The sequence below is a fragment of the Aquimarina sp. KJ22-3 genome (assembly GCF_055808215.1).
Map to the genome: position 1 here is coordinate 4,129,107 of NZ_CM147859.1, position 23,523 is coordinate 4,152,629.

At 35.4% G+C, this 23,523-nt stretch carries 24 protein-coding genes and 1 pseudogene; 8 read left to right on the top strand and 17 right to left on the bottom strand.

The genetic code is table 11. From position 1 onward, the window contains the following. Window positions 1-16 precede the first annotated feature (16 nt). The 5 genes from AC0L3Q_RS19130 to AC0L3Q_RS19150 form a co-directional block, all read right to left on the bottom strand. Window positions 17-505 carry a hypothetical protein gene (locus AC0L3Q_RS19130; RefSeq protein ID WP_473282036.1) on the bottom strand — a complete coding sequence of 163 codons (489 nt, stop codon included), beginning with the start codon at window positions 503-505 and terminating at the stop codon, window positions 17-19. A 150-nt stretch (window positions 506-655) separates the two neighbouring features. After that, window positions 656-1,078 (bottom strand): Hsp20/alpha crystallin family protein, encoded by a 423-nt coding sequence (locus AC0L3Q_RS19135; protein WP_473282037.1) that lies wholly within the window; start codon window positions 1,076-1,078, stop codon window positions 656-658. A gap of 78 nt (window positions 1,079-1,156) precedes the next feature. Continuing rightward, entirely contained in the window at window positions 1,157-1,633 is a 477-nt protein-coding gene (locus tag AC0L3Q_RS19140) for an Hsp20/alpha crystallin family protein (protein WP_473282039.1), read from the bottom strand. A 62-nt stretch (window positions 1,634-1,695) separates the two neighbouring features. Continuing rightward, window positions 1,696-1,851 (bottom strand): hypothetical protein, encoded by a 156-nt coding sequence (locus AC0L3Q_RS19145; protein WP_473282041.1) that lies wholly within the window; start codon window positions 1,849-1,851, stop codon window positions 1,696-1,698. A 121-nt stretch (window positions 1,852-1,972) separates the two neighbouring features. Further along, entirely contained in the window at window positions 1,973-2,248 is a 276-nt protein-coding gene (locus AC0L3Q_RS19150; RefSeq protein ID WP_473282043.1) for a hypothetical protein, read from the bottom strand. A gap of 552 nt (window positions 2,249-2,800) precedes the next feature. Here AC0L3Q_RS19150 and AC0L3Q_RS19155 point away from each other — a divergent pair. Both AC0L3Q_RS19155 and AC0L3Q_RS19160 read left to right on the top strand, forming a co-directional pair. Then, a complete protein-coding gene (locus tag AC0L3Q_RS19155) occupies window positions 2,801-3,943 on the top strand; it encodes an MBL fold metallo-hydrolase (protein WP_473282045.1) in 1,143 nt (380 codons plus the stop codon). 33 nt (window positions 3,944-3,976) lie between these two features. Continuing rightward, window positions 3,977-4,906, top strand: a complete 930-nt coding sequence (locus AC0L3Q_RS19160) for a helix-turn-helix domain-containing protein (RefSeq protein WP_473282047.1) — start codon at window positions 3,977-3,979, stop codon at window positions 4,904-4,906. 34 nt (window positions 4,907-4,940) lie between these two features. Here AC0L3Q_RS19160 and AC0L3Q_RS19165 read toward each other — a convergent pair whose 3' ends face one another. The 3 genes from AC0L3Q_RS19165 to AC0L3Q_RS19175 are packed head-to-tail and all read right to left on the bottom strand — an operon-like array spanning window position 4,941 to window position 6,417. Beyond that, window positions 4,941-5,624 (bottom strand): LytR/AlgR family response regulator transcription factor, encoded by a 684-nt coding sequence (locus AC0L3Q_RS19165; protein WP_473282049.1) that lies wholly within the window; start codon window positions 5,622-5,624, stop codon window positions 4,941-4,943. After that, window positions 5,621-5,890 (bottom strand): hypothetical protein, encoded by a 270-nt coding sequence (locus AC0L3Q_RS19170; protein WP_473282051.1) that lies wholly within the window; start codon window positions 5,888-5,890, stop codon window positions 5,621-5,623. The genes AC0L3Q_RS19165 and AC0L3Q_RS19170 overlap by 4 nt, the downstream gene beginning before the upstream one ends. A gap of 53 nt (window positions 5,891-5,943) precedes the next feature. Further along, window positions 5,944-6,417 carry a histidine kinase gene (locus tag AC0L3Q_RS19175; protein ID WP_473282053.1) on the bottom strand — a complete coding sequence of 158 codons (474 nt, stop codon included), beginning with the start codon at window positions 6,415-6,417 and terminating at the stop codon, window positions 5,944-5,946. 214 nt (window positions 6,418-6,631) lie between these two features. Here AC0L3Q_RS19175 and AC0L3Q_RS19180 point away from each other — a divergent pair, with 214 nt between their 5' ends. Together AC0L3Q_RS19180 and AC0L3Q_RS19185 are read left to right on the top strand one after the other, a co-directional pair. Continuing rightward, window positions 6,632-7,540 (top strand): M28 family metallopeptidase, encoded by a 909-nt coding sequence (locus AC0L3Q_RS19180; RefSeq protein ID WP_473282055.1) that lies wholly within the window; start codon window positions 6,632-6,634, stop codon window positions 7,538-7,540. Further along, window positions 7,537-7,947, top strand: coding sequence for a hypothetical protein (locus tag AC0L3Q_RS19185; RefSeq protein WP_473282057.1), 411 nt, complete (start codon window positions 7,537-7,539; stop codon window positions 7,945-7,947). Before AC0L3Q_RS19180 ends, AC0L3Q_RS19185 begins: the two co-directional genes overlap by 4 nt. A 134-nt stretch (window positions 7,948-8,081) precedes the next feature. On the opposite strand, the gene AC0L3Q_RS19190 is transcribed toward AC0L3Q_RS19185, so the two are convergent. From AC0L3Q_RS19190 to AC0L3Q_RS19210, 5 genes are all read right to left on the bottom strand, one after another. Continuing rightward, on the bottom strand, window positions 8,082-9,209 hold the full coding sequence (locus tag AC0L3Q_RS19190; protein WP_473282059.1) for a glycerate kinase: 1,128 nt from the start codon (window positions 9,207-9,209) through the stop codon (window positions 8,082-8,084). Window positions 9,210-9,219: 10 nt separating this feature from the next. After that, window positions 9,220-10,827, bottom strand: a complete 1,608-nt coding sequence (locus AC0L3Q_RS19195; RefSeq protein ID WP_473282061.1) for a sodium:solute symporter family protein — start codon at window positions 10,825-10,827, stop codon at window positions 9,220-9,222. A 4-nt stretch (window positions 10,828-10,831) separates the two neighbouring features. Next, complete coding sequence (locus tag AC0L3Q_RS19200) at window positions 10,832-11,434, bottom strand: GNAT family N-acetyltransferase (RefSeq protein WP_473282063.1); 603 nt, start codon at window positions 11,432-11,434, stop codon at window positions 10,832-10,834. Between the two features lie 26 nt (window positions 11,435-11,460). Beyond that, the gene (locus AC0L3Q_RS19205) at window positions 11,461-12,765 is read right to left on the bottom strand and encodes an MGH1-like glycoside hydrolase domain-containing protein (RefSeq protein WP_473282065.1); all 1,305 of its coding nucleotides are present in this window, start codon (window positions 12,763-12,765) and stop codon (window positions 11,461-11,463) included. A gap of 85 nt (window positions 12,766-12,850) precedes the next feature. Continuing rightward, window positions 12,851-15,514, bottom strand: a complete 2,664-nt coding sequence (locus AC0L3Q_RS19210) for a TonB-dependent receptor domain-containing protein (RefSeq protein ID WP_473282066.1) — start codon at window positions 15,512-15,514, stop codon at window positions 12,851-12,853. A 131-nt stretch (window positions 15,515-15,645) separates the two neighbouring features. Here AC0L3Q_RS19210 and AC0L3Q_RS19215 point away from each other — a divergent pair, with 131 nt between their 5' ends. Both AC0L3Q_RS19215 and AC0L3Q_RS19220 read left to right on the top strand, forming a co-directional pair. Next, a complete protein-coding gene (locus AC0L3Q_RS19215; RefSeq protein ID WP_473282068.1) occupies window positions 15,646-16,257 on the top strand; it encodes a LacI family DNA-binding transcriptional regulator in 612 nt (203 codons plus the stop codon). Beyond that, window positions 16,203-16,676 carry a substrate-binding domain-containing protein gene (locus tag AC0L3Q_RS19220; protein ID WP_473286970.1) on the top strand — a complete coding sequence of 158 codons (474 nt, stop codon included), beginning with the start codon at window positions 16,203-16,205 and terminating at the stop codon, window positions 16,674-16,676. The genes AC0L3Q_RS19215 and AC0L3Q_RS19220 overlap by 55 nt, the downstream gene beginning before the upstream one ends. 58 nt (window positions 16,677-16,734) lie before the next feature. Here the strand turns inward: AC0L3Q_RS19220 and AC0L3Q_RS19225 are convergent, their stop codons facing one another. From AC0L3Q_RS19225 to AC0L3Q_RS19240, 4 genes and pseudogenes are all read right to left on the bottom strand, one after another. Further along, window positions 16,735-17,265: a hypothetical protein gene (locus AC0L3Q_RS19225; protein ID WP_473282070.1), complete on the bottom strand. Its 531-nt coding sequence runs from the start codon at window positions 17,263-17,265 to the stop codon at window positions 16,735-16,737. A gap of 253 nt (window positions 17,266-17,518) precedes the next feature. Further along, entirely contained in the window at window positions 17,519-18,517 is a 999-nt protein-coding gene (locus AC0L3Q_RS19230) for an aldose epimerase family protein (protein ID WP_473282072.1), read from the bottom strand. A 122-nt stretch (window positions 18,518-18,639) separates the two neighbouring features. After that, the gene (gene xylA, locus AC0L3Q_RS19235) at window positions 18,640-19,965 is read right to left on the bottom strand and encodes a xylose isomerase (RefSeq protein WP_473286972.1); all 1,326 of its coding nucleotides are present in this window, start codon (window positions 19,963-19,965) and stop codon (window positions 18,640-18,642) included. Between the two features lie 6 nt (window positions 19,966-19,971). Continuing rightward, window positions 19,972-21,456 (bottom strand): annotated as a pseudogene (locus AC0L3Q_RS19240) (xylulokinase); the annotation flags it as partial. A gap of 333 nt (window positions 21,457-21,789) precedes the next feature. Here AC0L3Q_RS19240 and AC0L3Q_RS19245 point away from each other — a divergent pair. Then, a complete protein-coding gene (locus tag AC0L3Q_RS19245; RefSeq protein ID WP_473282074.1) occupies window positions 21,790-22,650 on the top strand; it encodes a phosphatidylserine decarboxylase in 861 nt (286 codons plus the stop codon). A 134-nt stretch (window positions 22,651-22,784) separates the two neighbouring features. Then, window positions 22,785-23,384: a TetR/AcrR family transcriptional regulator gene (locus tag AC0L3Q_RS19250; protein WP_473282076.1), complete on the top strand. Its 600-nt coding sequence runs from the start codon at window positions 22,785-22,787 to the stop codon at window positions 23,382-23,384. Window positions 23,385-23,523: the final 139 nt, after the last annotated feature.

Genomic DNA, 23,523 nt, shown 5'->3' on the forward strand with positions numbered 1-23,523 from the left:
TACAATAGGCTATTTATTAATTTTTATTTTCTTTATTTCCCGGATCTGAACGATACTTTTCTAGAAATTTTTTCTGTTTTTCCACCATTCTCTTTCTCAAGTGATCAAGTTCCATAAATTCTTCTCCAAAATCACTCTCAAAAAAGTCATCATTGAAGAATCTTTTACTGAAAAGAGAATCTTGTTTAAAAATACTTTCAAATCCTTGATCACTAAATTGAGAGAAGTTTTTATAGAACTTGGATTCAAAATTGTTCAACAAACTATCTTTATCTGAGTTCGTTAAATCATTCAATGAATTATCGGAAGACCACGAATACAGACTGTCATAGCGAATTAGGTTTCCACTTTCATCAAATTCTTTATCTACTTTCCAAGAACCTTTGGGTTGTTCGACTTCTTTTTTACTTTCTTCTTGTATAACCGCTTCCTCCTTGTTATGTTGACCTTGACAGCTAATCAAACTCAATAGAAACGCGGTAATCATGATCATATACAGTTTCATTGTTCTATTTTGTTTTTGGGTTAGACATATACTATTGACTCCTTAGTTTTATGCACAATTGATCATCAATGTCAAGAATGCAATAAATACCAAAATAGTCGTTGGGATCAATCCTAATTTTTTCATCACTCTCCATTTTTCATGAGATATTTATTGTTTTTTTACTTTGCGGACTTTTTTCTTTCCTACACGAATTTTAAGCAATCCATTTTTCATTGAAGCATGAACTTTATCAGGATCTGCATCATTCGGCAATGAAAAAGCCCGGTAAAATGAATTAGACATAAATTCTTTTCGAATCCAATTTTTGTTTTGTTCTTCTTTGGTTTGCTTTTGATGATAACTTATGGTTAATACATGGTTTTCTACCATAATATTCACATCCTTTTTGTCTAATCCTGGTAATGCCACATTAATTTCAAAAACAGCTTCTTCACTACTAATATTAGTAGAAGGAATCGTAACTAATTCTTGACTTCCGTTAGTATGACCAGATAATATCTTCCCAAAGAAATTATCTATAAATGGAGGGAATTTAATGGGCGTACCAATCTCCTTTCCAAATACTTTCATAGCATGAAATTTTTAGATTATTTCTTAAAATTTGGAGCGGGAAGGGAAACAGAACTTCCCACTCCAAGGTGCGAGGATTTAGGTAACTTTAATCGCTCTTACAGGTTGCTGTTTGGCTTCTTCTTTTTTGGGAAGCTCTACACATAGAATACCATTATCATAAGAAGCTTTGATCTTGCTTTCTTCAATGGTTTCAGGTAGTGTAAATGTTCTTTTGAAGGATGAATATCCAAATTCTTTTCTGGTGAATTTTACTTCTGTATTTTCTTCATATTCTTTCAAATCTGCACCGACGGACAGTATAGTATTATCCAAATCAATTTGAAAATCAGATTTTTTTAATCCGGGAACTGCCATATCCACAAAGTACGATTCTTTCGTTTCACGAATATTTACTTTCGGTAATGTCATACCAGTATTAAAACTTGGCACCATTAAATTGGGGAGGTCATTACTAAATAAATTATCAATCCAAGATGACCAAACTGGGAAATCTGTAAATCTATCTTTGTTTACCAAACTCCCATTTTTTTGAACTTTTGCTAATTTGTCCATGATTAAAAAATTTAGTTAAACAATAATTTAATTACTTTATTTTATGCTAGATTCATAAATACTTACTTGATATTTCTGAATGTATTTCTAATACTCGATAAAGGTTCTTTTGTGACTTTATTCTTTTCTTTATCATCTAATAGCAAAGAATTTATTAAGAATGCAAAAGCTCCAAAAAGAACCAAGGTTAATGATAAGCCTAGCGCTAATGTTTTCATAATTCTTTTTTAAGCAATGGCTACTTCTCGTTTCTTCGTAGACTTACCGTGTTCAATTTTAACATCTCTTACAAGAGTAAAATGTAAACTCCCCTTTTCAAAAAAACTAGACTCGACGGTATTATAACCAAATTTTGGTATAGCAAAAAAACCTGGAAGAATCTCTTTTAAAAAACGTTTTTCTTTTTGGCACTGTAACCAAATCATCAATCATGAACGCAATATTCAAAATACCATCTTTGGCCTTGATAACATGGTTATTTGAACTGAGATAAGGTGAGGTGATTTTATATCTCAGGCAATCATCCTCTAGATTCATTTCTATTTTCTTGAACTTAAAATGCGTCAGTTCATTTCCAGGATGAATTCTGTTTTTGTTCAAATCAATTACTTTCATAATCTGTCGCTTTATGATTAATTAATTGTGAATAAGGACCGAAATCCTTATTTTCTGAACTGAATAAGAAATGAGCTTTTTCAAGTACTAATTACTTGACCTTTTGAAGAATACTTGACCTAACAGGTAAAACAGCCAAGTATCAACAAGTTGTCACTCATCTATATTCAGCAGGATTTATCCATTACACCATTAAAGGTTCACTTATAAATTAGCAAACAAAATGCCATTGTAACTTAAACTGTCAAAATTTCAAAAACTGAAAAATTGACAGAAACTTGGCATATCTCAATGGTCGCATCAACAGTGTTTAAAGTCAAATAGATCGTCTTTAAATCAATTTTAAACTATCGTATAACTCTTTTATTCTGAATTTAGGTCTAATCTCAACTCATTACTAATCCGTACTTATAAGTTTTTTACCCTAGACCAAAAAGTATAAGTCTTCTACCAAAATGTGTAAGTCGTCAACCCTATATCTGATATAACTTTGCAATCAAATGATCAGCATAAAATTATTTAAGGAGATCATTTTCTATTTTTAATTGAATAATGAAAAGAATACGTAAAATCATAGGAAGAATGTTATTAGCTATTGGAGGTATTATTGGAGCACTTGTTATCACTGGTATCCTATTTGTAAATTTCAGTCCTCAATTTGGGGGAAAGATATCAAAAGAGCAATTAATAGAATATGCCAAATCTGAAAACCATAACGAAGGGAAATTCATAAACATAGGTGGCGTAACCTCTGAAATGAGCATGGGAAATATGCTGAAAGCTATAGGAGGCATGTTTAAGAACATTCCCAATGCCAAACCAAATTCTCCAATCGAAGTTCAAAAAATAGATTCATTAAACATTGCCAATTATCATTCAAAAACAAGATTTATTTGGTTTGGGCATTCTGCTTTTTTATTACAGATGAATGGTAAGAATATTATAATTTACCCCATGCTAAGTGAAGTTCCCGCTCCTCACCCCCTATTGGGAGGAAAACGATTCAATAAAGAATTGCCTATTGAAATTGAAAAGCTTCCCAAAATAGATGCTGTAGTCATTTCTCATGATCATTATGATCATTTGGATTATGAGTCTATACTGAAGCTAAAGGATAAGGTAAGCATGTTTTTCACCCCATTAGGAGTGGGAACTCATTTGCAAGAATGGGGAGTCCCAAAAGAAAAGATAGTCGAGTTAGATTGGTGGCAAGAAACTACATTTGAAGACCTGACTTTTATCAGCACCCCGGCACAACATTTTTCGGGAAGAGGGTTGTCGGATCGAGATCACACCCTATGGTGTTCATGGATCATTCAATCCAATGACGAGAACATATTCTTTAGCGGAGACAGTGGTTATGCGTCACACTTTAAAGAAATTGGCGATAAATATGGCCCTTTTGATTTTGCGATGATCGAATGTGGGCAGTACAATGAACTATGGTCCGAGATTCACATGTTTCCAGAAGAGACTGCACAAGCCGGTAAGGACGTAAAAGCAAAAAGAATAATGCCCATTCATTGGGGTGCTTTTAAATTGGCGCAGCATTCCTGGACAGATCCTATAGAACGTGTAAGAAAAAAAGCAGATGAATTAGGTCTTACACTAGTTACTCCCGAAATAGGAGCATCAACAGCTATTGATGATGAATATATTCACCAAAATGAATGGTGGAATCGCTATCAAAAATAAGTTGTAATTTTAATAAACCATAACGTACTAACAATGCCGAGTTTTAATTTCAAAAGTATCACCGAGTATCATAAACACTTTGAATTACCTGATCCACAAAATCCCTTATTAAGTGTATTACATACTGAGTTGGAAGAAGGGGAAGAAGAAAACTGTGATACCCATTCGTTTGAGGAACCCATAGAACTCTGTTGTGATTTTTATGCGATAGGCTTCAAAAAAATTATCTCGGGAGAAATTACCTATGGTCGTACAAAATACGACTGTACCAACGGTACACTCCTATTCACAGCTCCCAATCAAAAATTAAGTTTTAAGGATCTAGTATTTAGCTCAGAGAGTTATCACATTGCGTTTCATAAAGATTACATCCAAAGTTTGGATATATACCGAAAAATTAAAAAGTATAATTTCTTTAATTATCATGTGAACGAAGCCCTTCATTTGTCTCCAAAAGAAGAGCAGATTGTAAAAGATATTTTCAAGAACATCACCATTGAATATCACAATAACCAGGATGAATTTAGCAAAGAAATTATCATTTCACAACTAGATACCTTATTAAAATATGCGGATCGATTTTATAAAAGACAATTTCTTGATAGAACCGATAATAATAAGATTTTGATCACAAAATTCAAGGAGATATTAAATGCTTATTTTGAACAAAATCTACTGGCAGAAGAAGGCATCCCAACGGTAGATTGGATGGCTGCACAGTTAAATGTAAGTCATCGCTATATGAGTGATACGATTAAGGCCGAAACTGGTAAAACAGCGATCGATCAAATCAATTTATTTTTGGTAGAAGAAGCCAAAAGTATGTTGCTAAATCCCAACTTATCTATATCTGAAACGGCGTATCAATTAGGTTTTGAATATCCACAATATTTTACCCGAGTGTTTAAAAAGAAAGTGGGCATGAGCCCCAAAGCATATATCGAAGCGCATTCTTTGAACTGACAATACTTTGCCTTCAAATTTTAAACCCACTAGTTTATTCATACAATTCCCCTATCCTGCTTTTGTAGGTAGTACCGATTGGAATTTTATGATGTTCAATATGTAACCTATTCCCTTCTATTACTTTTACTTTTCCCTTAGCAACAATAAATGAATTATGAATACGTAGAAATCCTTTGGGCAATTCTTTTTCAAATGTTGAGATTTTCTGCAAGATCACAATCATTTCGTCCTGCAAAAACACCTTGCAATAATTGCCAGAAGCTTCGATAAACAATATATCCTTAAAAAAGACTTTTATCTGTTTTGAACCTGATTTGAGATATACAAATGGGGGTTCTTTGTGATACTCGTGGGGTGATATTTTCTTGTTGGCCATCGTTACTTTGTTGACCGCCTTGATAAACCTTTCAAAAGAAAAAGGTTTTAGTAAATAGTCTACCACATTAAATTCATACCCCTCTAAAGCAAATTCCTTATGTGCAGAAGTAACGATAATTTGAGGTGTTTCTGGTAGCGTTTTCAAGAATTCAAATCCATTAATCTCTGGCATATTCATATCCAAAAACAAAAGATCGACCTTTTGCTCTTGCAACATTTGGATGGCTTCGAAGGCATTATAAGCATTCCCTATCTTCTCCAGGCTTTTCAACTTTTCCGAAAACCCCTCGATTATACGATGCGCAATGGGTTCATCATCCAAAATGATATATTTCATAAAGTTTGAATTTTCAGCGTTGCTTGATAGGTGTCTTCTCCTTTTTTGAGGAGTAATTCATGTCTCTTCGGGTAAATCAGTTGAAGTCGTTTTTTCAAATTAGACAACCCAATCCCTTTTGTTCCACGTATTACAGGTTTAAAATTATTTATTATTTGGAAAAACACAGTGTTCTTTGTAGCCTTAAGGTCCATATCGATATACGCATTATCCACCATGCTTTCTACCCCATGTTTTATGGCATTTTCTAATAGCATGATAAGCATTAATGGGGCTATTTTGATTTCTATATCATCAATCTGAATTTTAAAAGAAATCCTTACTTTTTTTGATACCTCAACTTATGAATTTCCAGATAAGTCTCCAGATATTCAATCTCATTCTTTAAAGTAACATAATCATTTTCTCCCTCATAAATAGTATACCGCATGACTTCAGAAAGTTTTAAAATGACTTCTGGAGCCCTATCCGACTTTTCTATCGCCAAACCATACAAATTATTGAGGGTATTAAAGAAAAAATGTGGATCTACTCTACTTTTCAACAACATCAATTCTGCCTCGTTTTTGTCATTTTTCAAGCTTCTGTACTCTTTCCAAAGTCGAAAGAGCCATCGTAGCACCAAATATCCGAACGTAAAAATAAACAGATACTGGAACAGATAAAAGTAATTGTCATGGATCTCTAATCCCGACAATTCTTCCATTCTTTTGAAATGTAACATCCCTAAAAGCTCCGCAATCAATAAAGCAACAGCTATAAAGGTTGTGTATTTCCTAAAAATTCTAAGCATGTCTTAAAGGTACTGTTTTTACAAAAGTTCTGTACATCGATGTGATGGATAAGACATATACAATGACAGATACTCCAAAATCAATGATCGATAGCTATTCGACTTAACATATGAATTATCTATCCCAGGATCTCTCCCTAAGATCATAAATTTTAGTAAGCACTCTACTTAATAGTTATGTTTAATGAGCCAACTTCAAAAAACAAATGAAAAAATGAAATCAACCTTATTTCTTATACCGTCTTTTATCTTATTACCCTTATTTGAGTTAGAAGCGCAGGTAGACCCCGTATTTCAGGAGGAAATGATTCCTTTCCAAAAGGAAGTTATTGCAAAACTCTGCGGAAAATCAGAAATCTCAGACGGGGTATTCCTAACACAACGAGCATCTTCTGAAGAACGAGAAATCACCGCAGCATATTTGTCCAATGCTCTCACGGCAATAGGGTGGAAATTGGAAAATCATCACTATAAGGTTACTAATGGTAACCCCTTTCTTGATTTGATCTTAAAACCGATGCAAGGAATTAATGTAGCGGCCGTTTTGCCTGCAACAGCACCCAATGACACCTATGTTATCTTTGGGTCTCATTATGATACCGAACGAGGTAGTCCAGGGGCTATTGATAATGCGACAGGTATAGCACTTTGCTTATCGGTTGCCAGACAGTTGAAACAACTCGAGAACAGAAAATTTAACTTCATGCTGGTGTTTTTTGATCAGGAGGAAGATAATGAAGTAGGAAGCAGCGCTTATGCCAAAATGCTAAAAACCACTCAAAAAAACGTCCACTCTGTGCATACCATTGATATGGTAGGCTGGGATAATGATCACAACAAAGGAGTCGAATTGGAATTACCTGCACCAGAGTTAGAAAGATTATACAATAGTGTTGCTCAACAATTGAACATCCCGGTATATCGTACAAAAGTGAGCTCTTCAGATCATAAATCATTTATTGATCAAGGATTCAAAGCTTTAGGTATCTCTGAAGAGTATGTAAAAAGAGATTCTACCCCCTACTACCACACCCCAAAAGACACATATGATACGGTAAATTTTGAATACCTATCGGCTACCTCATATTTCATTTTTAACGTCTTCAAAACTTTACTGCAATGATACATTTTCAGGATATCAAAAATTTAAATAGAGAAACATCTCTATTAACACTAAGTATGTTATTACTCCTAATAAAAGGGTTAGTCTACATTTTTATAGGAGTCATATACCCTTTGGGTATAGGTCTGTTGCTCTTATTGCCGCTATTATATGGGTACCTAAAAGGAGGTAAAAAACTTCAGAAAGCAGTTAAATACTGGAGTGTTTTGGTAATCTGCTATGGTCTTATTCGTATCCTTTTGAATGTTTTTATCTACGTTGATGACAGTGGAGTTCCATCAGGAGCTTACTATCAATTTACCGTTTGGTACGGGCTAAAAAGTATTTCGTACGTCATTCTGGGAATTTATTTATTAGTGCAAAGAAAACAGGTAACATTTCAATTGAAATTATCCGATATCAACTAAAGCTATTTATATTATGAAAAAATCCGAAACCGTAATCACTGACAGAAAAATCGTTTTATGCAGTACGGATTTTAGTTTATTTCCACCCCAAAGTCGATAGCTATAAAAAGGTTGAAATTTTAAAGGATACAACTTCATGTCTTTAAAAAATTTTGAGCAAACGTTTTGGCCATTTCTTCTACATATTTACTAGCATTACTCATTGCATCCTCGACACTTACAGCGTGTTTTATAACGGCATCGGCATACCAAATGTTCAAATCCTTGATCACTTCATCTTCTAACTCTATTGCACCACAAAACACAGCAACTTTTGTATCCTGATCTATAACATCAGTAACTCCCAGAATGGTTTTACCAGATAGTGTTTGATCGTCCAACTTGCCCTCTCCCGAAATCATCCAATCCGCACCTTGGATCTTTTCTTCAAACCCGGCTAATGTTTTTATCAACTCAATACCTGATTCTAAACTACCATTTAAAAACACCTTAGATGCAATCCCCATGCCGCCAGCAGCTCCTGCTCCTTTTATAGTTTGCGGGTCTACATCAAAAACTTCGTGTAGCACCACCGAAAAATCCTGTAAACCTTGATCCAACATTTTGATATCCTCTACCGTTGCTCCCTTTTGAGCAGCATACGTATAGGCTGCTCCACTTTTTCCATATAACGGATTGGTAACGTCGCATGCAATTTGGAATTGCACATCTCCTAATTTGGGATTCACCTGATTGGTATTGATGGAAGCTATTTTGGATAAATTAGCCCCAATAGGTTGGACTGCATTATAATTTTTATCCAAAAATTGATAACCCAAAGCAGTAGCCATTCCAATACCGCAATCGTTTGTAGCGCTTCCTCCTATCCCCAAAATAATTTTGATAACTCCTCTGTTTATGGCATCCAAAATCATTTCACCAGTACCATAGGTAGTGGCATTCTTACAATCGCCTTCGTACTCATTTAATAACTTCATCCCTGATGCCTCTGCCATCTCGATAAAAGCAGTCTGGGTAGATTCTGAATATAAATAAGAAGCTTTTACTGGTTTGAAAAAAGGATTGTTTACTTCAACGGTAACCATTTCTCCTTTTAAGTAATAATTGACAACCTCTATAGTACCATCCCCTCCATCGGCCAACGGCAATTGTATAATATCGATATCGGATCGTACCTGTTTAACCCCCTTCTCTACAGCTTGGCAAAACTCTAAAGCCGTTAGAGAATTTTTAAATTTATCTGGAGCCAAAACTATTTTCATAGTAACTACTTTAACTTAACATCTTACCTATTGAAATTGCCAAAATACATATCACAACAAAGTACCCCACAAGGATGACCACTTCACGCTTACCTTGTTTATAGAATACTACTTTTAGTCCTTCTTTAGGTTCTCCTTGTATGATCAAACTGAAGGTATATCCTACGATCATAGTCACTAAACACCCAATGGCATTCCACCAAAACCAAAAGACTTCGGGTACACATAACCATAAATACATATTGAAAACCACTCCAGTGATTATACCAATATTAGCACCCAGAGCATTTGTTTTCTTGGTTAGGATAGCCAATATAAATGCGGCCAAAATTGGTCCGTAAAATATAGAACTGATCTTATTGATCACCTCTATAACTGTACCTTCTATATTTCCTGCAAAAAATGCAAAAAACAAACATACCAATCCCCAGAACACCGAAAGTAATCTTGAATAAGTCACATATTTTTTGTCGGACATATCAGGTTTGAATCTCTTGATAAAATCCTCTAGAGTCACTGCCGATAAGGAGTTTACTGTAGAACTTAAGGAAGACATGGCTGCAGACATAATAGCTACTATCAAGATTCCTATGATTCCGTTAGGAAGATACTTTATAATAAACACTGGCACCATTAAATCTGCTTTTTTACCTTCTAAACTACTGATGTTCTCTTGATATACCACATCCATCAACTCCTGAAAGCCCAGGTCCTGAAACAACAGGGTACCAAGGACCAACCCCATAATACAATACGTAAGGGTTACCGGAAAACGAAGTAGTCCATTAGCAAGCAATAATCTTTTGATAGTTGGCATTCCTTTGGCTGACAATAATCGTTGAGATTGGGTTTGATCGGTTCCATAGTATGAAGCATATAAAAAGACTCCTCCTATCACCATGGGCCAAAACCCAAATTCATCATTTTTGTCCGCATTATTAAATCCCCATTTTGAAAAATCGACCGCCGTTAGTCGATCCTTATCGACATGGGTTAAGAAATTTTCGAATCCACCTAACTCACTTATACCATAAACCAGGCAAACCACTATTCCAAAGAAAAGAATACACATTTGCACAACATCACCCCAAATTACAGCTTTCATCCCTCCTTGAAAGGAGTATATCATGGTAATGACACCTATGAGTAGTATAGAAATCCAAAAATCAATTCCGATAGTAGCCTGTAAAATAAGTGCCATGGTATACACCATCACTCCTGTGGCTACAGAACGACTGATTTGAAACACAAAACTGATCAACAACCTTGAAGATGCATCAAAACGCTTTTCCAGAAATTCATAAACACTTACTATGCCCGAATTATACAGTGAAGGGATAATAGCTATCAACAAAAACGCCATCGCCAGCGGGACTCCAAACTCGTAGGTTAGCCATTGTAACCCTCCTCCATCTTTTAGTCCTACAAAAGCGGGTGCCGATATAAAACTAATTGCAGACAATTGTGTCGCCATGGTAGACAAACTCAATGGAAACCATCCCATGGATTGTCCTCCTAAAAAATAGTCCTTAGAATTCTTATTTTCTTTAAAAAAATATCCTATCCCAAGGAATCCCAGTAAATAAACTACAATGATTATGTAATCTATATAATTCATAATGTTATACTTTTCTATTTAACTTCTGAAGCAATTCGGGTTTCACAAAAGTTGTCCATTCATCTTTCAAAATACTGAATAATACAATATCGGTTCTTCCGTCTCCCTCTACTGAAGGGATAAAATTGCGTAAAATTCCTTCTTTTGTGCCACCAACGCTTTTCATTGCCGCTATACTCACCTTATTTTCTGCATGAACACCAAACCCAACACGTTCTATTTGTAACTTTTCGAAAATAAATTCTAGAACTAAGTATTTACAATGTTTATTCACGCCAGTTCCTCTAAAATCCTTCCCATACCAGGTATGTCCCATTTTGATTACGTTTAACTGATTGGAATAATCATACAATCTGGTGGTTCCGGCATATTTATTTTTGATTTTATCGTATACCACAAAGGGGTACTCTTTTGCTATTTTTCTATTTTCTAAAGCCTGAGAAACATAGGCTCGCAATTGTTCGGTATTCCTACCTTTTTCCAGTAAATAGGCCCAAATATCTGGATCATCGGATTGTTCTGAAAGTTGTTCTATGTGATCTAAGTGTAAAGGTGACACTCTTACCACTTCATTTTCTAGCACGTAATCCTTTGAAAAATCCAACATCTTCCCATCTTTAGTATTTACTACACTTATGAACTTATCAAATCGATAAGCAAAGCCGCACTCCAGGAAAAATCATTACCTCCATACCCTGCTTTTCCTTTTTCATGAATTTCTTTCCTCGAATCAAAATATTCGTAAAACCCATTTTTCTCTATAATTTCTATAGTATCCTTTTTAATGCGCTCGGCTATATCATTATATCCATATTCGGATACCCCATGATAAAGCATCCAGTTTAAATTCACCCACACAGGTCCTCGCCAATATTTTTTAGGGTTAAACCGATCACTGGTAGGATCAAAAGAGGCACATAAATATTGATGATCTCCTCCAAATTTATTGAGCATTACCTGGATCATAGACTCAGCTCTTTCCTTATCGGGAATACCTGCAAACAATGGTGAAAACGAAGACGAAGATAAATACCTGAGTGGCTTTTCATTTCTAAGATCATAATGAACATAAGCGCCTACTTCTTCGTCAAACAATTTAGCATTAAACGAAGTTATCGCTTTATTTTGCCAATCCTGTAATTGTGAAATCTTGTCAGAATGGTCTCCAATTAGTTCATACAGTTTGATCAAACTTTTATTGGATTTGATAAGTATCGCATTGAATAAAGGATCCTGAACCAAAAAAGGAGATAACTCTGCGATCTTTGTATCATCATAATTATGCTCTTTTGCTATTTCTATAATATGCAAATAGTGGTCATATTCTCTTTTTGAAGGTCTTTCTGAGGCGTCTACATGAGTAGTATCCCTTCTTTCAAAAGTGTATTCTGGTGGGTTCATAGTTTTCCAAACATCATCCCACATGGGAGAATTATCGGTTCCAGATTCCCAATTATGATAAATATACACCAACCCCTCATCTTTAGGATCCCGGTTCTGGTAAAAATACTTGTGATTGAAATACACCTTGTCGATAACCGTTTTGATAAAATCTAGTGTAGCTTTTTTGTCAGTGCTAATTCGATACAGTTCTTCTAATACAAATCCGGTAACTGGGGGTTGAGTCATTCCTGTAGACCGATACTTTTGTGAAGCTTGTGGGTGTAAACTCGAGTGGTGAAAATCCGCTCCCGGAAAATACGAGTCCGTTTCCGTATGAAAAATAATATGAGGAATAAACCCATTCCCCCATTGCGCATCTAATAAGGTTACTATTTCTTTTTCAGCTTTGGGCATATCGAAATGTGCCAGACCAATCGCTATCAAACCCGAATCCCAGAACCATTGAAAAGGATATAAATTGGCGCAAGGTATGCTAAAGTTATCTTTCCAGTTTTTGTTCAAAACTTCGATTGCTTTTTTCTCTAATGATGTCATAACAATTCTTAATCGATTAATAAAAGTGCATCACTTGCATTTTACTGCAAGTGATGTCTTAACTCAAACAAATTCATCAAATGGTTTAAAAATTATAAGTAGCGGTCAGGAAAAATCTACGTGGTAGAATAGGTCTCCCGAAGAAAAACTCTCCATCGGCAGATTGACCAGCGATTCCAGCTCTGGGGTTACCTTCGGTAAGTCCATCACTATCAAACAAGTTAAATACAGAAAATCCTAATCGTATAGCGTTGGTATTTTGTGTTTTGAAAGTATACCCACCACCAATTCTAACAATAGAAATCGCATCCAACTCTACGTTATTAGAATCATCGGTAAACTTAGCTCCTGTATGATTCAAAGTAAAGTTTGCATCAATCTTTGAATCATCATAAGTGGCTCCAAGACTACCTAAAAAGTTAGGCTGTCGTCCTATTTCATTTCCTTCATTAATAGTTGATGTTGTATTATTTACCAAGTCTGTGGTTTCATTTTTGGTGATCTCATGATCCTGATAGGTAACTGTAGCATTGATATTAAGTGCGTCCGTCAAACGGTATTGTCCAGTAGCTTCTAATCCAAAAGTTCTGGTAGTTTGTTCACTTCTGGCCTGATCCACCAATTGTCCTCCGGATATGGCCTGATCAATTCGGATACGATCACTAAGATTCACAAAGTAACCTGCTACCGACCCAGAAAAAGCAGCAGTTCCAAACTTGGCTCCAAGCTCACCCTGGATAATCGTTTCTGCTTCATAATTGGTTTCTCTAATACCTGGTGTTGGAGCAAAACCTCTTTGCTGTGGGAAGAAAAATCCTCTGGAGAAGTTTGCGTATAGATTGGTAGATTCTGTCAACTCATACAAACCTGCCAAAGAAACGGCCCATGCGGTATCATCGATCTCTCCAGTTGTAAAAGTTCCATCCGAAAAACTTACATTTTGCAATTCTGCAGTCAATTCTGGATTGTCATATACTTGTGTTTCTTCTAATCCTCCCCTTCTGAAAGTTCCTTCGGTATTTTCGATTCGGATTCCAACGTCAAAACGCCATCTATCGAATACCATCTCATCCGTAAAGTAAAATGCGGTTCTACTTTGGGTTAAGAAATTATTAGCAGTCATCCCAATTCGGTTATATAAACCTCCTTCAGAATAAATGACATTTCCACCACCTGCATCTGTATAACTTAAATTTACCAATCGGGGATTGTTATTAAACTCAGAAAGCACTCTATACTGGAAATTTACATCTTCGGCTTCTGTTCTTGCCAAATACGTTCCTAATGTGAAAGTATGATTACCATCTCCTGATTTTAATATTAAGTTCGCTTCTCCAGAATAATCGGTCATTGGACGTAAACGATCTACATGTAAATTCTCTACTACCAGATCCGTACCGTTTATCTGGGCTCCGGTTCCTCCTTGATACGTAGCATTAAAACCAGTGTTTCCAGGAGCTATTTCGGAAACATAATTTGCTAAGGTGATTGGGTTTCCAAAATCTCCATTTCCTCCTACATACAATGCAAAATTGTGTTGATAATTGGCATATTTTGCTTTGGCTTTAAACTTTAAATTATCTGTCAGATTATAGTTAAAATCTGCCAAAAGATATCCTCCTCTGGTAAAAACACCATCGTCTATAGGGCTTTCATACACCCCTCCAGGAGTTAAGAAAGACGTATTGGCCAATTCGCCGGACAAAAGCTGTTCAACCTCATCTCCATCATTACCATTGATACGTTCTCTAGAGCCTCCCTGGAGCGGTAAAGGAAGGAAGAATTGTACTCTATCATTAATAAATTGACTATGCACCGTAAAAGATCCATTGTCGAATTTCTTTTTGATATTTGCTCTAAACTGTACACCTCTTGTATCTAACCCTGTTTCGATAGGGCCATTATCTTTTCTTACAAAACCGGTAAATGCATAATAGGTATTCGAATTTTCACCTCCTAATTTACCTCCACTGTAAAAGTCAGTTTTTAACCTTCCTCTATTTCCATATTCTACATTAATTACCGTTTCATCATTGGTATCTCCCGTTTTACTGGTATAGTTGATGATACCCGCAACAGACCCTGCACCATATAATACAGCGGCACCACCTCGTACAAATTCTACGCCTTTAAATCCTATGTCAGGCCTTGCATATACATCGTGGGCCGAAGAGTTAAGTCCAAAAGTACTGGTTAACGGCATTCCATCATATTGTAGGGGGTTGAATACATATTGCCCCCCAGAAGGCAATCCTCTTACGAATAAGTTGGTAGCTGTTTCTCCACCTCCACCTTCTGCGGTAATACCGGGAACGTCTCTTAAAATATCCGCCTGACTATTGGCAGAAAGTTTAGTGATTTCGTTAATTCCTTTAGAACTAATAGATAAAGGCGCTTGTTTTTGTGATCTAAAAGTAGATGAAGCTGTGAGAAGCACTTCATCTAATGTATTTCCTTCTTGTAAAGTGATTTGAAGTGTTATGGGGGTTCCATTAAGTTCGATAGACTCCGTATGGGTTTTAAATCCTAAAAAAGAAACTTGTATTTGCTTAGGTCCTGTTAGATTTGATGAAAAACTGAATTTTCCATCAAAATCCGAAACGGTACCTGAGTTACTATCCAAAATAGTAATGTTAGCTCCTAATAGGGGTAAACCTGTGTTGTCTGTAACATTTCCTGAAATTTCTGTTTGCGAGAATGCTATTAATGTGCAAAATACACATAACAATACAGTGATAGCTTTTTTCATTATTAATAAGTTTTTGTGAAGTATTTCTCAAATTTATTGTTATAACCTTATAGAAAATGCCAAAAAATTATCATTTTTGTATGCAAACGTTTTCGCAAACGTTTGCAATTTGTTTTTAATAAAGTTTTGATATGAAAAAAGAGATTACCACCATGAAAATGCTAGCTCAGGCCTTGAATCTCTCTATTTCAACGGTTTCCAGAGCACTAAATGATCATCCGGATATCAGTGAGGATACCAAAACTAAAGTGAAGCAGCTAGCACAATCCAAAAACTATATCCCAAATATTTTTGCCAAAGGATTCAGAAAACACAAATCCAATATTATTGGTGTGATTGTGCCTAATATTACGCATTACTTTACGGCTACCATCGTTCGAGGCATACTGGAACAAGCTTCGATGCAGGGATACAGAGTAATCATATCAGAGTCGAATAATGACGTAAAAAAACAAAATGAAATGTTTCATACCATGATACAATTTGGTGTAGACGGAATATTAGCATCTTTGACTAAAATGACTAGAGATATAGGCAATATTCTCCCCATTATTGATACACTTCCTTTGATTTTGTTTGATAAGGTATCCGACAAGATTCCTTGTACCCAGATCACTATAAATGATGAAGAAGCTGCCTTTAACGCGATTGAGCACCTTATTAATATTGGAAAAAAAGAATTGCTATTATCAAGGAACGGGAGTTCTCCTATACTTCAGAAAAGAGATTTGCAGGATATCTAAGAGCTTTGAAAGAACACCAAATAGAAATTGATGAAAAAATCATCATCAGTGTTGATGACATTTCCTTACAACAAGGAAAAAGAATGGCTAATATCTTATTGAGTCTCAAAGAAAGACCCGATGCTATTTTTGCAATCACCGATAGTGCTGCGATTGGTGTCATCCAAACCTTAAATAAATTCAATATCAAAATCCCTGAGGATATTGCTGTGGTGGGATTTAGTAATTCTAAACACGCCAAGATTATCGAACCTAATCTCACCACTGTAAATCAACCTGGTAATACTATTGGAAAAACGGCAACAAAATACCTTATCCAAGAAATCGAAAATGAAAATGATACCGATCTCATGGTCAAAAAAACAATTGAAATCAAAACCGAGCTGATTGTTAGGGAATCAACTTTTGGTGTTTCTTGAAATCATTCATCAATATTTAAGCATTAGAATTAGAGACACCAGGCTCCTCTTTGCTATCCTAATTACGACGCAATAGTTTTTCGACCAGTCCCTTTTCTATAGTGATCTTCCTGTTCACATCAGCGATCGAATCCTTTATAGCCGTTAACTCTCTCCATTGAGCGGTATTGGGTCTCGAAATATTCGCACGCATAGCATCTACCTGACTTTGTAAATATTTGATTTTGGTTTCCTGAAGTTTAATAGAATTAGAGGTCTCTGCCCTAGCCTTAAAAATCTCGATCATATCCTGTACCCAATCATTATCTGTCTCCGGATACGATTTTTCCAGAACTGCTAAACCCAACAAAACATCATTCGGATCTTTTTTTGTTTTTAGTAAATCCAAGACAATCTTTGCTCTCTCACGATTAATACTTTCTTGAGAACTTTTCCTGTTGAGTATCGATTCTGGTCGCTGAATAATGATAAAAAGCAAAACAGAACCAACAACCATAACCATCCATTTTAAAACCCCAATTCTTCGGGTAAAGGCGGTATTCTTGATCTCTTCTTTTAGTTTTTTAATAGTAAGCTCTTCTACAGTCATGATTTGAACGATTAAGTTATTCTAGATAGTAACACATACAATTTCCAGTCATTTTTATAAAAAAATAACCCAACCCGAACCAAGTTGGGTTCAAGTTGGGGTAAAACATCTCTGTTAAAGTTACGAATTCTTGCTGGGACTAGTATATCCTACTTTGTTTCATTTTTAATAGATCTATAACATCCATATCTAAGCCATATCGTTGTTATTCTCAAAATCTACTCGGTTGAATAATAAGCAACAAAACTTTCTATCAATCCAATACAATATCAAATATAAAACGAGTATGGTTCTCGTAATCCTCATTAGCTCTTAATATACTAGAAGGGAAATGGGAATGATGAGGTGCATTAGGGTAATTTTGAGTTTCAAAACAAATAGCAGGAAACTTGCTGTATACCTTACTTTTTCTAAAATTCCAATCTTCAAATTTTTCAGGTGTGTAAATCACCACAGAAGGTTGATCTGTTTTTATTGTCATGCATATACCTGTTTTCGATGAAAACACTTTCCCTTTTACACCACTTTCCGTAGAATCGAAAATTAAAGTATCGTCAATTATTCCTGTTATACTTAATTCTTCTAAATTTTTACTTCTTCGGAAATCAAGTGCTGTATCATCTACTTTATTTATTTTTCCGGTAGGAATATTTTTTTGATCCACCTCGAGATATCGATTACATTTAAGCTGCAACGCATGATTTGTAATCGAACCCTCTCCATTCAAGTTATAATAGGCATGATTGGTAAGATTAAGAATTGTATCCATATCTGAATTTGCCCAATAGGTAATTAAGAACTCGTTATCATTAGTAAGTTGGTAAGTTACTTTGACATGCATATTACCCGGATACCCCTCTTCAAGATGATTACTTACATAAGAAAAAGTAACCGATTGTTGATCCTCATCCACATCTTTTACATTCCATATTTTTTGGTCAAAACCGTATTTACCACCATGCAAATGCACTCCGTTTTCATGATATATGGGATAATCAATACTATTAATTGTGATTTTTTCACCAGAGATTCTCCCGGCATATCTTCCTATAGATGCCCCTAAATATTGAGACTTCCTATTTTGAGACATCTCAACATAGTTTTGTAATGCATCGAGACCGACTATCACATTAATCAATTCCCCATTCTTATCTTGAATTTCTAAGCTCAATACGGAGGCTGCAAAATTTGTAATACGTAGAAGAGCTCCATTTTCATTAATAATTGATAAAACAAAAAGTTCCTTATTCATATGATATCCGCAGGACTTTTTTTTATTTTTGGTTGTGTCGTTTTCAACGGTAATTTCTTATTGTGTTCTATTTGTTTTATTCATTCTTCAGGTTAGCATAAATTAAAATTAGACAATTTTAATTATATATACTGATTTACAATATTCTCAAACAACTCCTGCTTTCCACTTTGTAAATCCAATTCGCCATTTTGAACAGCGATATCGTATAGATTTTCAAGGTCTAATTTCCCTTCTTCAAATGCTTTTCCATAACCTGCATCAAAAGATTCATACCTTTTTTCTCTAAGTTTTTGGTAGGGCGAAGCCGAAAGAATTTTATCGGCAGTAATCAATGCGCGAGCAAAAGTATCCGCTCCTCCAATATGCGCTAAAAAGACATCTTCCAGATCTGTAGAATTCCTACGGATCTTAGCATCAAAGTTTATCCCTCCACCTTGTAGTCCTCCTGCTTTTAGGAATACCAGCATAGCTTCTGTCACTTCTAATATGTTATTTGGGAATTGATCGGTATCCCATCCGTTTTGATAGTCTCCTCTGTTGGCATCGATACTTCCCAACATACCCGCATCTGCTGCCACCTGTAATTCATGTTGAAATGTATGTTGCGCCAGAGTTGCATGATTGACCTCGATATTGATTTTAAAGTCTTTATCCAAACCATACTCTTTCAAAAAGCCAATAGAAGTTGCCGTATCAAAATCATATTGATGTTTTGTAGGCTCCATCGGTTTTGGTTCTATAAAAAATGTTCCTTTAAAACCTTGTGCTCTGGCATAATCTCTTGCTACGGTAAGAAAGCGTGCCATATGATTCAACTCTCTTTTCATATTGGTATTGAGCAATGACATATAACCTTCTCTACCACCCCAAAACACATAATTTTCGCCATCTAATGCTATCGTTGCATCCAAGGCTAATTTGACTTGTCCTCCAGCTCTTGCCAACACATCAAAATCAGGATTTGTAGCCGCTCCGTTCATATAGCGGGGGTTCGAAAAACAATTTGCAGTTCCCCATAATAATTTTACCCCTGAAGCTTCCTTCTTTTGTTTGAGATAATCTACGATCGTAGCTAGTCTTTTTTCAGATTCTGAAAACGTAGGCGCTTCCTGAACCAGGTCATAATCATGGAAACAGAAATAATCAAATCCCATTTTGGTAATAAACTCGAAGGCTGCATCAGCCTTATCTTTGGCCGCCTGAATAGGATCTGAAGCAGTATCCCATTCGAATTTTTGAGTTCCTGGTCCGAAGGGATCGGCTCCAAGTCCACAGAAGGTATGCCAATAAGCAACGGCAAATTTAAAATGCTCGCGCATCGTTTTACCTGCTACCACTTGGTTCGCATCATAATATTTGAATGCTAAAGGATTATCCGACTCTTTTCCTTCAAATTGTATATCATTTATGGTTTTAAAATATTCTTTATCTCCAACTAAGGCCATATCATTATTTTTTAAAATTCTATTTAATTCTCTTTTCCAGTTTTTATATGCTTCTTTGTAATCGTCTTGATTTTGTAAAGGGTGGTAGGTCATTACATGGTCATTTTTGGTGATCATTGTTCCAAAATCATCAAATGTACCATCACTTAAACCTGCTGCTCGAGCTGCTCCTATTGCACCAGTGGTATTATAAATTTCAATTTCCTGATTGATCAAGGTAGCTACGGTATTCGAAAAGATTTCTGATCGAAATAAATTATCATTCCCCGCACGGATCACATTGATTGTGGTATTATCCTTTTTTAATACTTCCATACCATACACAAAAGAGAATGCTATCCCTTCGAGTGCTGCTCTAAAAATATGTGAACGATTATGCTTATTGAGGTTTAGGTTACAAATATGAGTTCCTATGGTTTGGTTATCAAACATACGCTCGGCTCCATTTCCAAAGGGAATCAATTGTAGATTATTGGATCCAACCGATACCTTTGATGCGTGTGAATTCATGGTTTGATACGAATTTGTTTCCAGGTTCAGATTATTTTTCAACCATCGATATTGAATTCCAGCTCCGTTTATGCACAAAAGTTTACCAATACTGGGCTGGTTTTGTGAATGATTGACATGCGCAAAATTGTTCAGTTTAAGTCCCTCTGTAGCAGAAAGGCTATCGGTAACTGCATAGATTACTCCAGAAGTCCCCCCAGTAGCTGCTACTTCTCCCGCTTTAAAAACATTAAGCGATAGTGCATTGTTGGGTTGATCACCAGCACGATATAAAATAGGAGTTCCCGGATTAAGCCCGCTGTCACTCCCTCCTTTTGCTGATAGTTCTCCCTGATTCGAAAAAGTAGGAACGATATCTGGAATTAATGATGCATCAAGGTTATAATGTTCTAATAACCAATTTGCTGGTTTATCGTCTTTAAAATCCCATAAAGTCCCTTCAGAGAGACCTGAAGTTGTAGTGTTTATGATTCCTGTAAATTTAAACGCTATATAATCTCCTGGTAACAGAAATTTATGGATGCGTTCATATTTTTCAGGTTCGTTTTGTTGTACCCATTTTAATTTTGAGGCAGTAAAATTGGCTGGAGAATTCAATAGATTGTCCATACACTTTTCTTCCCCTATCTCTTTAAAAGCTTTATTTCCTATTGCTACTGCCCGGCTGTCACACCAAATAATTGAATCCCGAATCAACTCTCCTTTGTCATCCACAACCACCAGGCCATGCATTTGATATGAAATTCCGATTCCTTTTATTTGCTCTGGTCGAATTGTATTTTCTTTCAGTAATCTCTTAGAAGCTTTACATACATTTTCCCACCAGGATTCTGGATTTTGTTCAGCCCATTCTTTCTGGACAGAAATGATATCCATCTCCTCTTCGGGTTCATTTACAGAAGCTATGGACTTCCCATTTTCAGCATTTACCAGTGCTGCTTTGATCGAAGAGCTTCCTATGTCAAATCCTATATAATACATTTCACGATTTTTCTTTGCGGTAAAATTTCTACTATTTCTTTGGAAAAGGAATTACTTTCTTAAAAATCCCCGAAACTTAGGTTTGTAATTTTCGTAAATCAATATAACCTATTTATTTTCAATATCATATCTTAATTAAAAAGAGAGAGATTTATTGTTTCAAGTGTGGAAATAGCTCCATTTTTATGTAATGATAGTACTGATAATTCAAAAAAATCTATTCAAAGTTTAACATCTATTAATTTATTTAAGAATATTTTGTGTAATCCCCTATTGACAGGCGTTTTGAAAGTATCTAAATTAGAAACCATTCATTCATTAATCAAAAATCAAATGTCGAAAGAGATTCAAATGACTGCATCTTTAGATGACAAAACAAACGTCTTAGATTCAGTTCAAATTAAACACGCGTCCTTTTACGAATTCCTATCGTTAAGAGTTTGGGGGTTCTTTCCTAGTTGGTTTCAACGGTTTATTTCCGGAATTTACGCCAATGTCTTCAATCTTCATATTTCGAAGTTTCTCATTAAGCCTTATTGCAGATTCCATTATGAAGAAACTGATTATCTAAGTCAATTTAAACCTCCTTTTGGTAGATCAAAGTATCTCAACTTTCAGGACTTCTTTGTTAGACAGTTTAAAGAACTTCCCAAAAACTCCTCTCCAACCGTTTGGCCTTGTGAAGGATTACTTTGTGATATGGATTTTGTATATAACATCCAAAAATCAAATGTAAAAGGAGATCTTCGAGCAGTGCATCACATCTTTGGAGTGGGTGAAAACGAAATCAATAAGGATTATGTATTTACCAATGTATTTTTGCATAATAAAAACTATCATCGAATTCATGCCCCTGTAAATGGTACAATTACACGTATACAACATATTAAGGGGGATTTAGTTATTTTAAGACCTTGGTTCTACAAAGACAATCCTTCTATTCCTGCCTTCAGGAATGAACGAATAAATATTGATATCACAGACGATGAGCATCAAAAATGGCATTTATCCATTGTAGGGGGACCCGCGGTTGGCACCATTAAACTCCCAGAACATATTCAATTGGGGTCCAGGGTTTCCAAAATTGATGAGATCGCCTTATTCTATTTGGGTTCTACTTGTTGTATGGTTGCTCCTGTGATGCCAAAACACCATGTTAAGAATAGTTTGGTGTATATGGGTGACACTTATTAGCACAACAAACACAACGACCTGACAATTAAATACTTAAACCTAAAAATAAATTCAATAAACAAAAATTTAACATTTAAAATTTTGAATTACTAGACGGGTGGTCATATTTTTGCTAGCAAAATTTTAAGAAAAAGATGTCTAAAACCCTAAAACATGAAACAAAGGCAGATTACCTTTTAGAAAAAGGTCTGCATATTATTTGGTCTAGGGGATATAATGGTACGAGTGTCAATGATATTGTAAAAGCTGCAGATGTACCTAAGGGTTCTTTTTATTTTTACTTTGACAGTAAAGAAGATTTTGCTATCAAAGCATTGAGGAAGTATTTTGATATGCAATTTGGAACCGCATTGGGCATTTTACACGACTCCTCAGTTAGTTCCCCCAAACAACGTTTACTAAACTTTTATGAACATCGTATTGATGTTGTGAAGGAAGAGCTAGAATGTAAAATGGGATGTATGGGTTGTAATCTGAGTAATGAAATGTCTGAACATAATGATAATATCAGAGAAGCCATACTAACACTTCATAATAAGGTAAAAAATGAAATCGTTGCTGTTGGATTGGAAGCACAACGACTTGGTGAAGTAGAAGCCGATATTGATGTGGAAGCTATGGTATCTTTTCTCGAAGATGCGGGAAAAGGTGCAATGACCACTATGAAAGAAATGAAAAGTGCCGAACCTATTGATAATGTGATGAAAATGACCAAACTCCTATTTCTAAAATAATTTTTTTGAAATTTTAATAGACGACTGGTCAATTATTAACAATCTAATAACAAAATTATATGAAACAAACTCTAATTTTATCCCGATAAAAAATTTTTAATCCATTTATAGACGACTGGTCAACTTTATAAAAAAGTAT

Excerpts from the sequence above, each read along its gene's own strand:
- AC0L3Q_RS19130 (WP_473282036.1), bottom strand. The coding sequence starts at position 505 with ATGAAACTGTATATGATCATGATTACCGCGTTTCTATTGAGTTTGATT.
- AC0L3Q_RS19135 (WP_473282037.1), bottom strand. The coding sequence starts at position 1,078 with ATGAAAGTATTTGGAAAGGAGATTGGTACGCCCATTAAATTCCCTCCA.
- AC0L3Q_RS19140 (WP_473282039.1), bottom strand. The coding sequence starts at position 1,633 with ATGGACAAATTAGCAAAAGTTCAAAAAAATGGGAGTTTGGTAAACAAA.
- AC0L3Q_RS19145 (WP_473282041.1), bottom strand. The coding sequence starts at position 1,851 with ATGAAAACATTAGCGCTAGGCTTATCATTAACCTTGGTTCTTTTTGGA.
- AC0L3Q_RS19150 (WP_473282043.1), bottom strand. The coding sequence starts at position 2,248 with ATGAAAGTAATTGATTTGAACAAAAACAGAATTCATCCTGGAAATGAA.
- AC0L3Q_RS19155 (WP_473282045.1), top strand. The coding sequence starts at position 2,801 with ATGAAAAGAATACGTAAAATCATAGGAAGAATGTTATTAGCTATTGGA.
- AC0L3Q_RS19160 (WP_473282047.1), top strand. The coding sequence starts at position 3,977 with ATGCCGAGTTTTAATTTCAAAAGTATCACCGAGTATCATAAACACTTT.
- AC0L3Q_RS19165 (WP_473282049.1), bottom strand. The coding sequence starts at position 5,624 with ATGAAATATATCATTTTGGATGATGAACCCATTGCGCATCGTATAATC.
- AC0L3Q_RS19170 (WP_473282051.1), bottom strand. The coding sequence starts at position 5,890 with ATGCTTATCATGCTATTAGAAAATGCCATAAAACATGGGGTAGAAAGC.
- AC0L3Q_RS19175 (WP_473282053.1), bottom strand. The coding sequence starts at position 6,417 with ATGCTTAGAATTTTTAGGAAATACACAACCTTTATAGCTGTTGCTTTA.
- AC0L3Q_RS19180 (WP_473282055.1), top strand. The coding sequence starts at position 6,632 with ATGAAATCAACCTTATTTCTTATACCGTCTTTTATCTTATTACCCTTA.
- AC0L3Q_RS19185 (WP_473282057.1), top strand. The coding sequence starts at position 7,537 with ATGATACATTTTCAGGATATCAAAAATTTAAATAGAGAAACATCTCTA.
- AC0L3Q_RS19190 (WP_473282059.1), bottom strand. The coding sequence starts at position 9,209 with ATGAAAATAGTTTTGGCTCCAGATAAATTTAAAAATTCTCTAACGGCT.
- AC0L3Q_RS19195 (WP_473282061.1), bottom strand. The coding sequence starts at position 10,827 with ATGAATTATATAGATTACATAATCATTGTAGTTTATTTACTGGGATTC.
- AC0L3Q_RS19200 (WP_473282063.1), bottom strand. The coding sequence starts at position 11,434 with ATGTTGGATTTTTCAAAGGATTACGTGCTAGAAAATGAAGTGGTAAGA.
- AC0L3Q_RS19205 (WP_473282065.1), bottom strand. The coding sequence starts at position 12,765 with ATGACATCATTAGAGAAAAAAGCAATCGAAGTTTTGAACAAAAACTGG.
- AC0L3Q_RS19210 (WP_473282066.1), bottom strand. The coding sequence starts at position 15,514 with ATGAAAAAAGCTATCACTGTATTGTTATGTGTATTTTGCACATTAATA.
- AC0L3Q_RS19215 (WP_473282068.1), top strand. The coding sequence starts at position 15,646 with ATGAAAAAAGAGATTACCACCATGAAAATGCTAGCTCAGGCCTTGAAT.
- AC0L3Q_RS19225 (WP_473282070.1), bottom strand. The coding sequence starts at position 17,265 with ATGACTGTAGAAGAGCTTACTATTAAAAAACTAAAAGAAGAGATCAAG.
- AC0L3Q_RS19230 (WP_473282072.1), bottom strand. The coding sequence starts at position 18,517 with ATGAATAAGGAACTTTTTGTTTTATCAATTATTAATGAAAATGGAGCT.
- xylA (WP_473286972.1), bottom strand. The coding sequence starts at position 19,965 with ATGGCCTTAGTTGGAGATAAAGAATATTTTAAAACCATAAATGATATA.
- AC0L3Q_RS19245 (WP_473282074.1), top strand. The coding sequence starts at position 21,790 with ATGTCGAAAGAGATTCAAATGACTGCATCTTTAGATGACAAAACAAAC.
- AC0L3Q_RS19250 (WP_473282076.1), top strand. The coding sequence starts at position 22,785 with ATGTCTAAAACCCTAAAACATGAAACAAAGGCAGATTACCTTTTAGAA.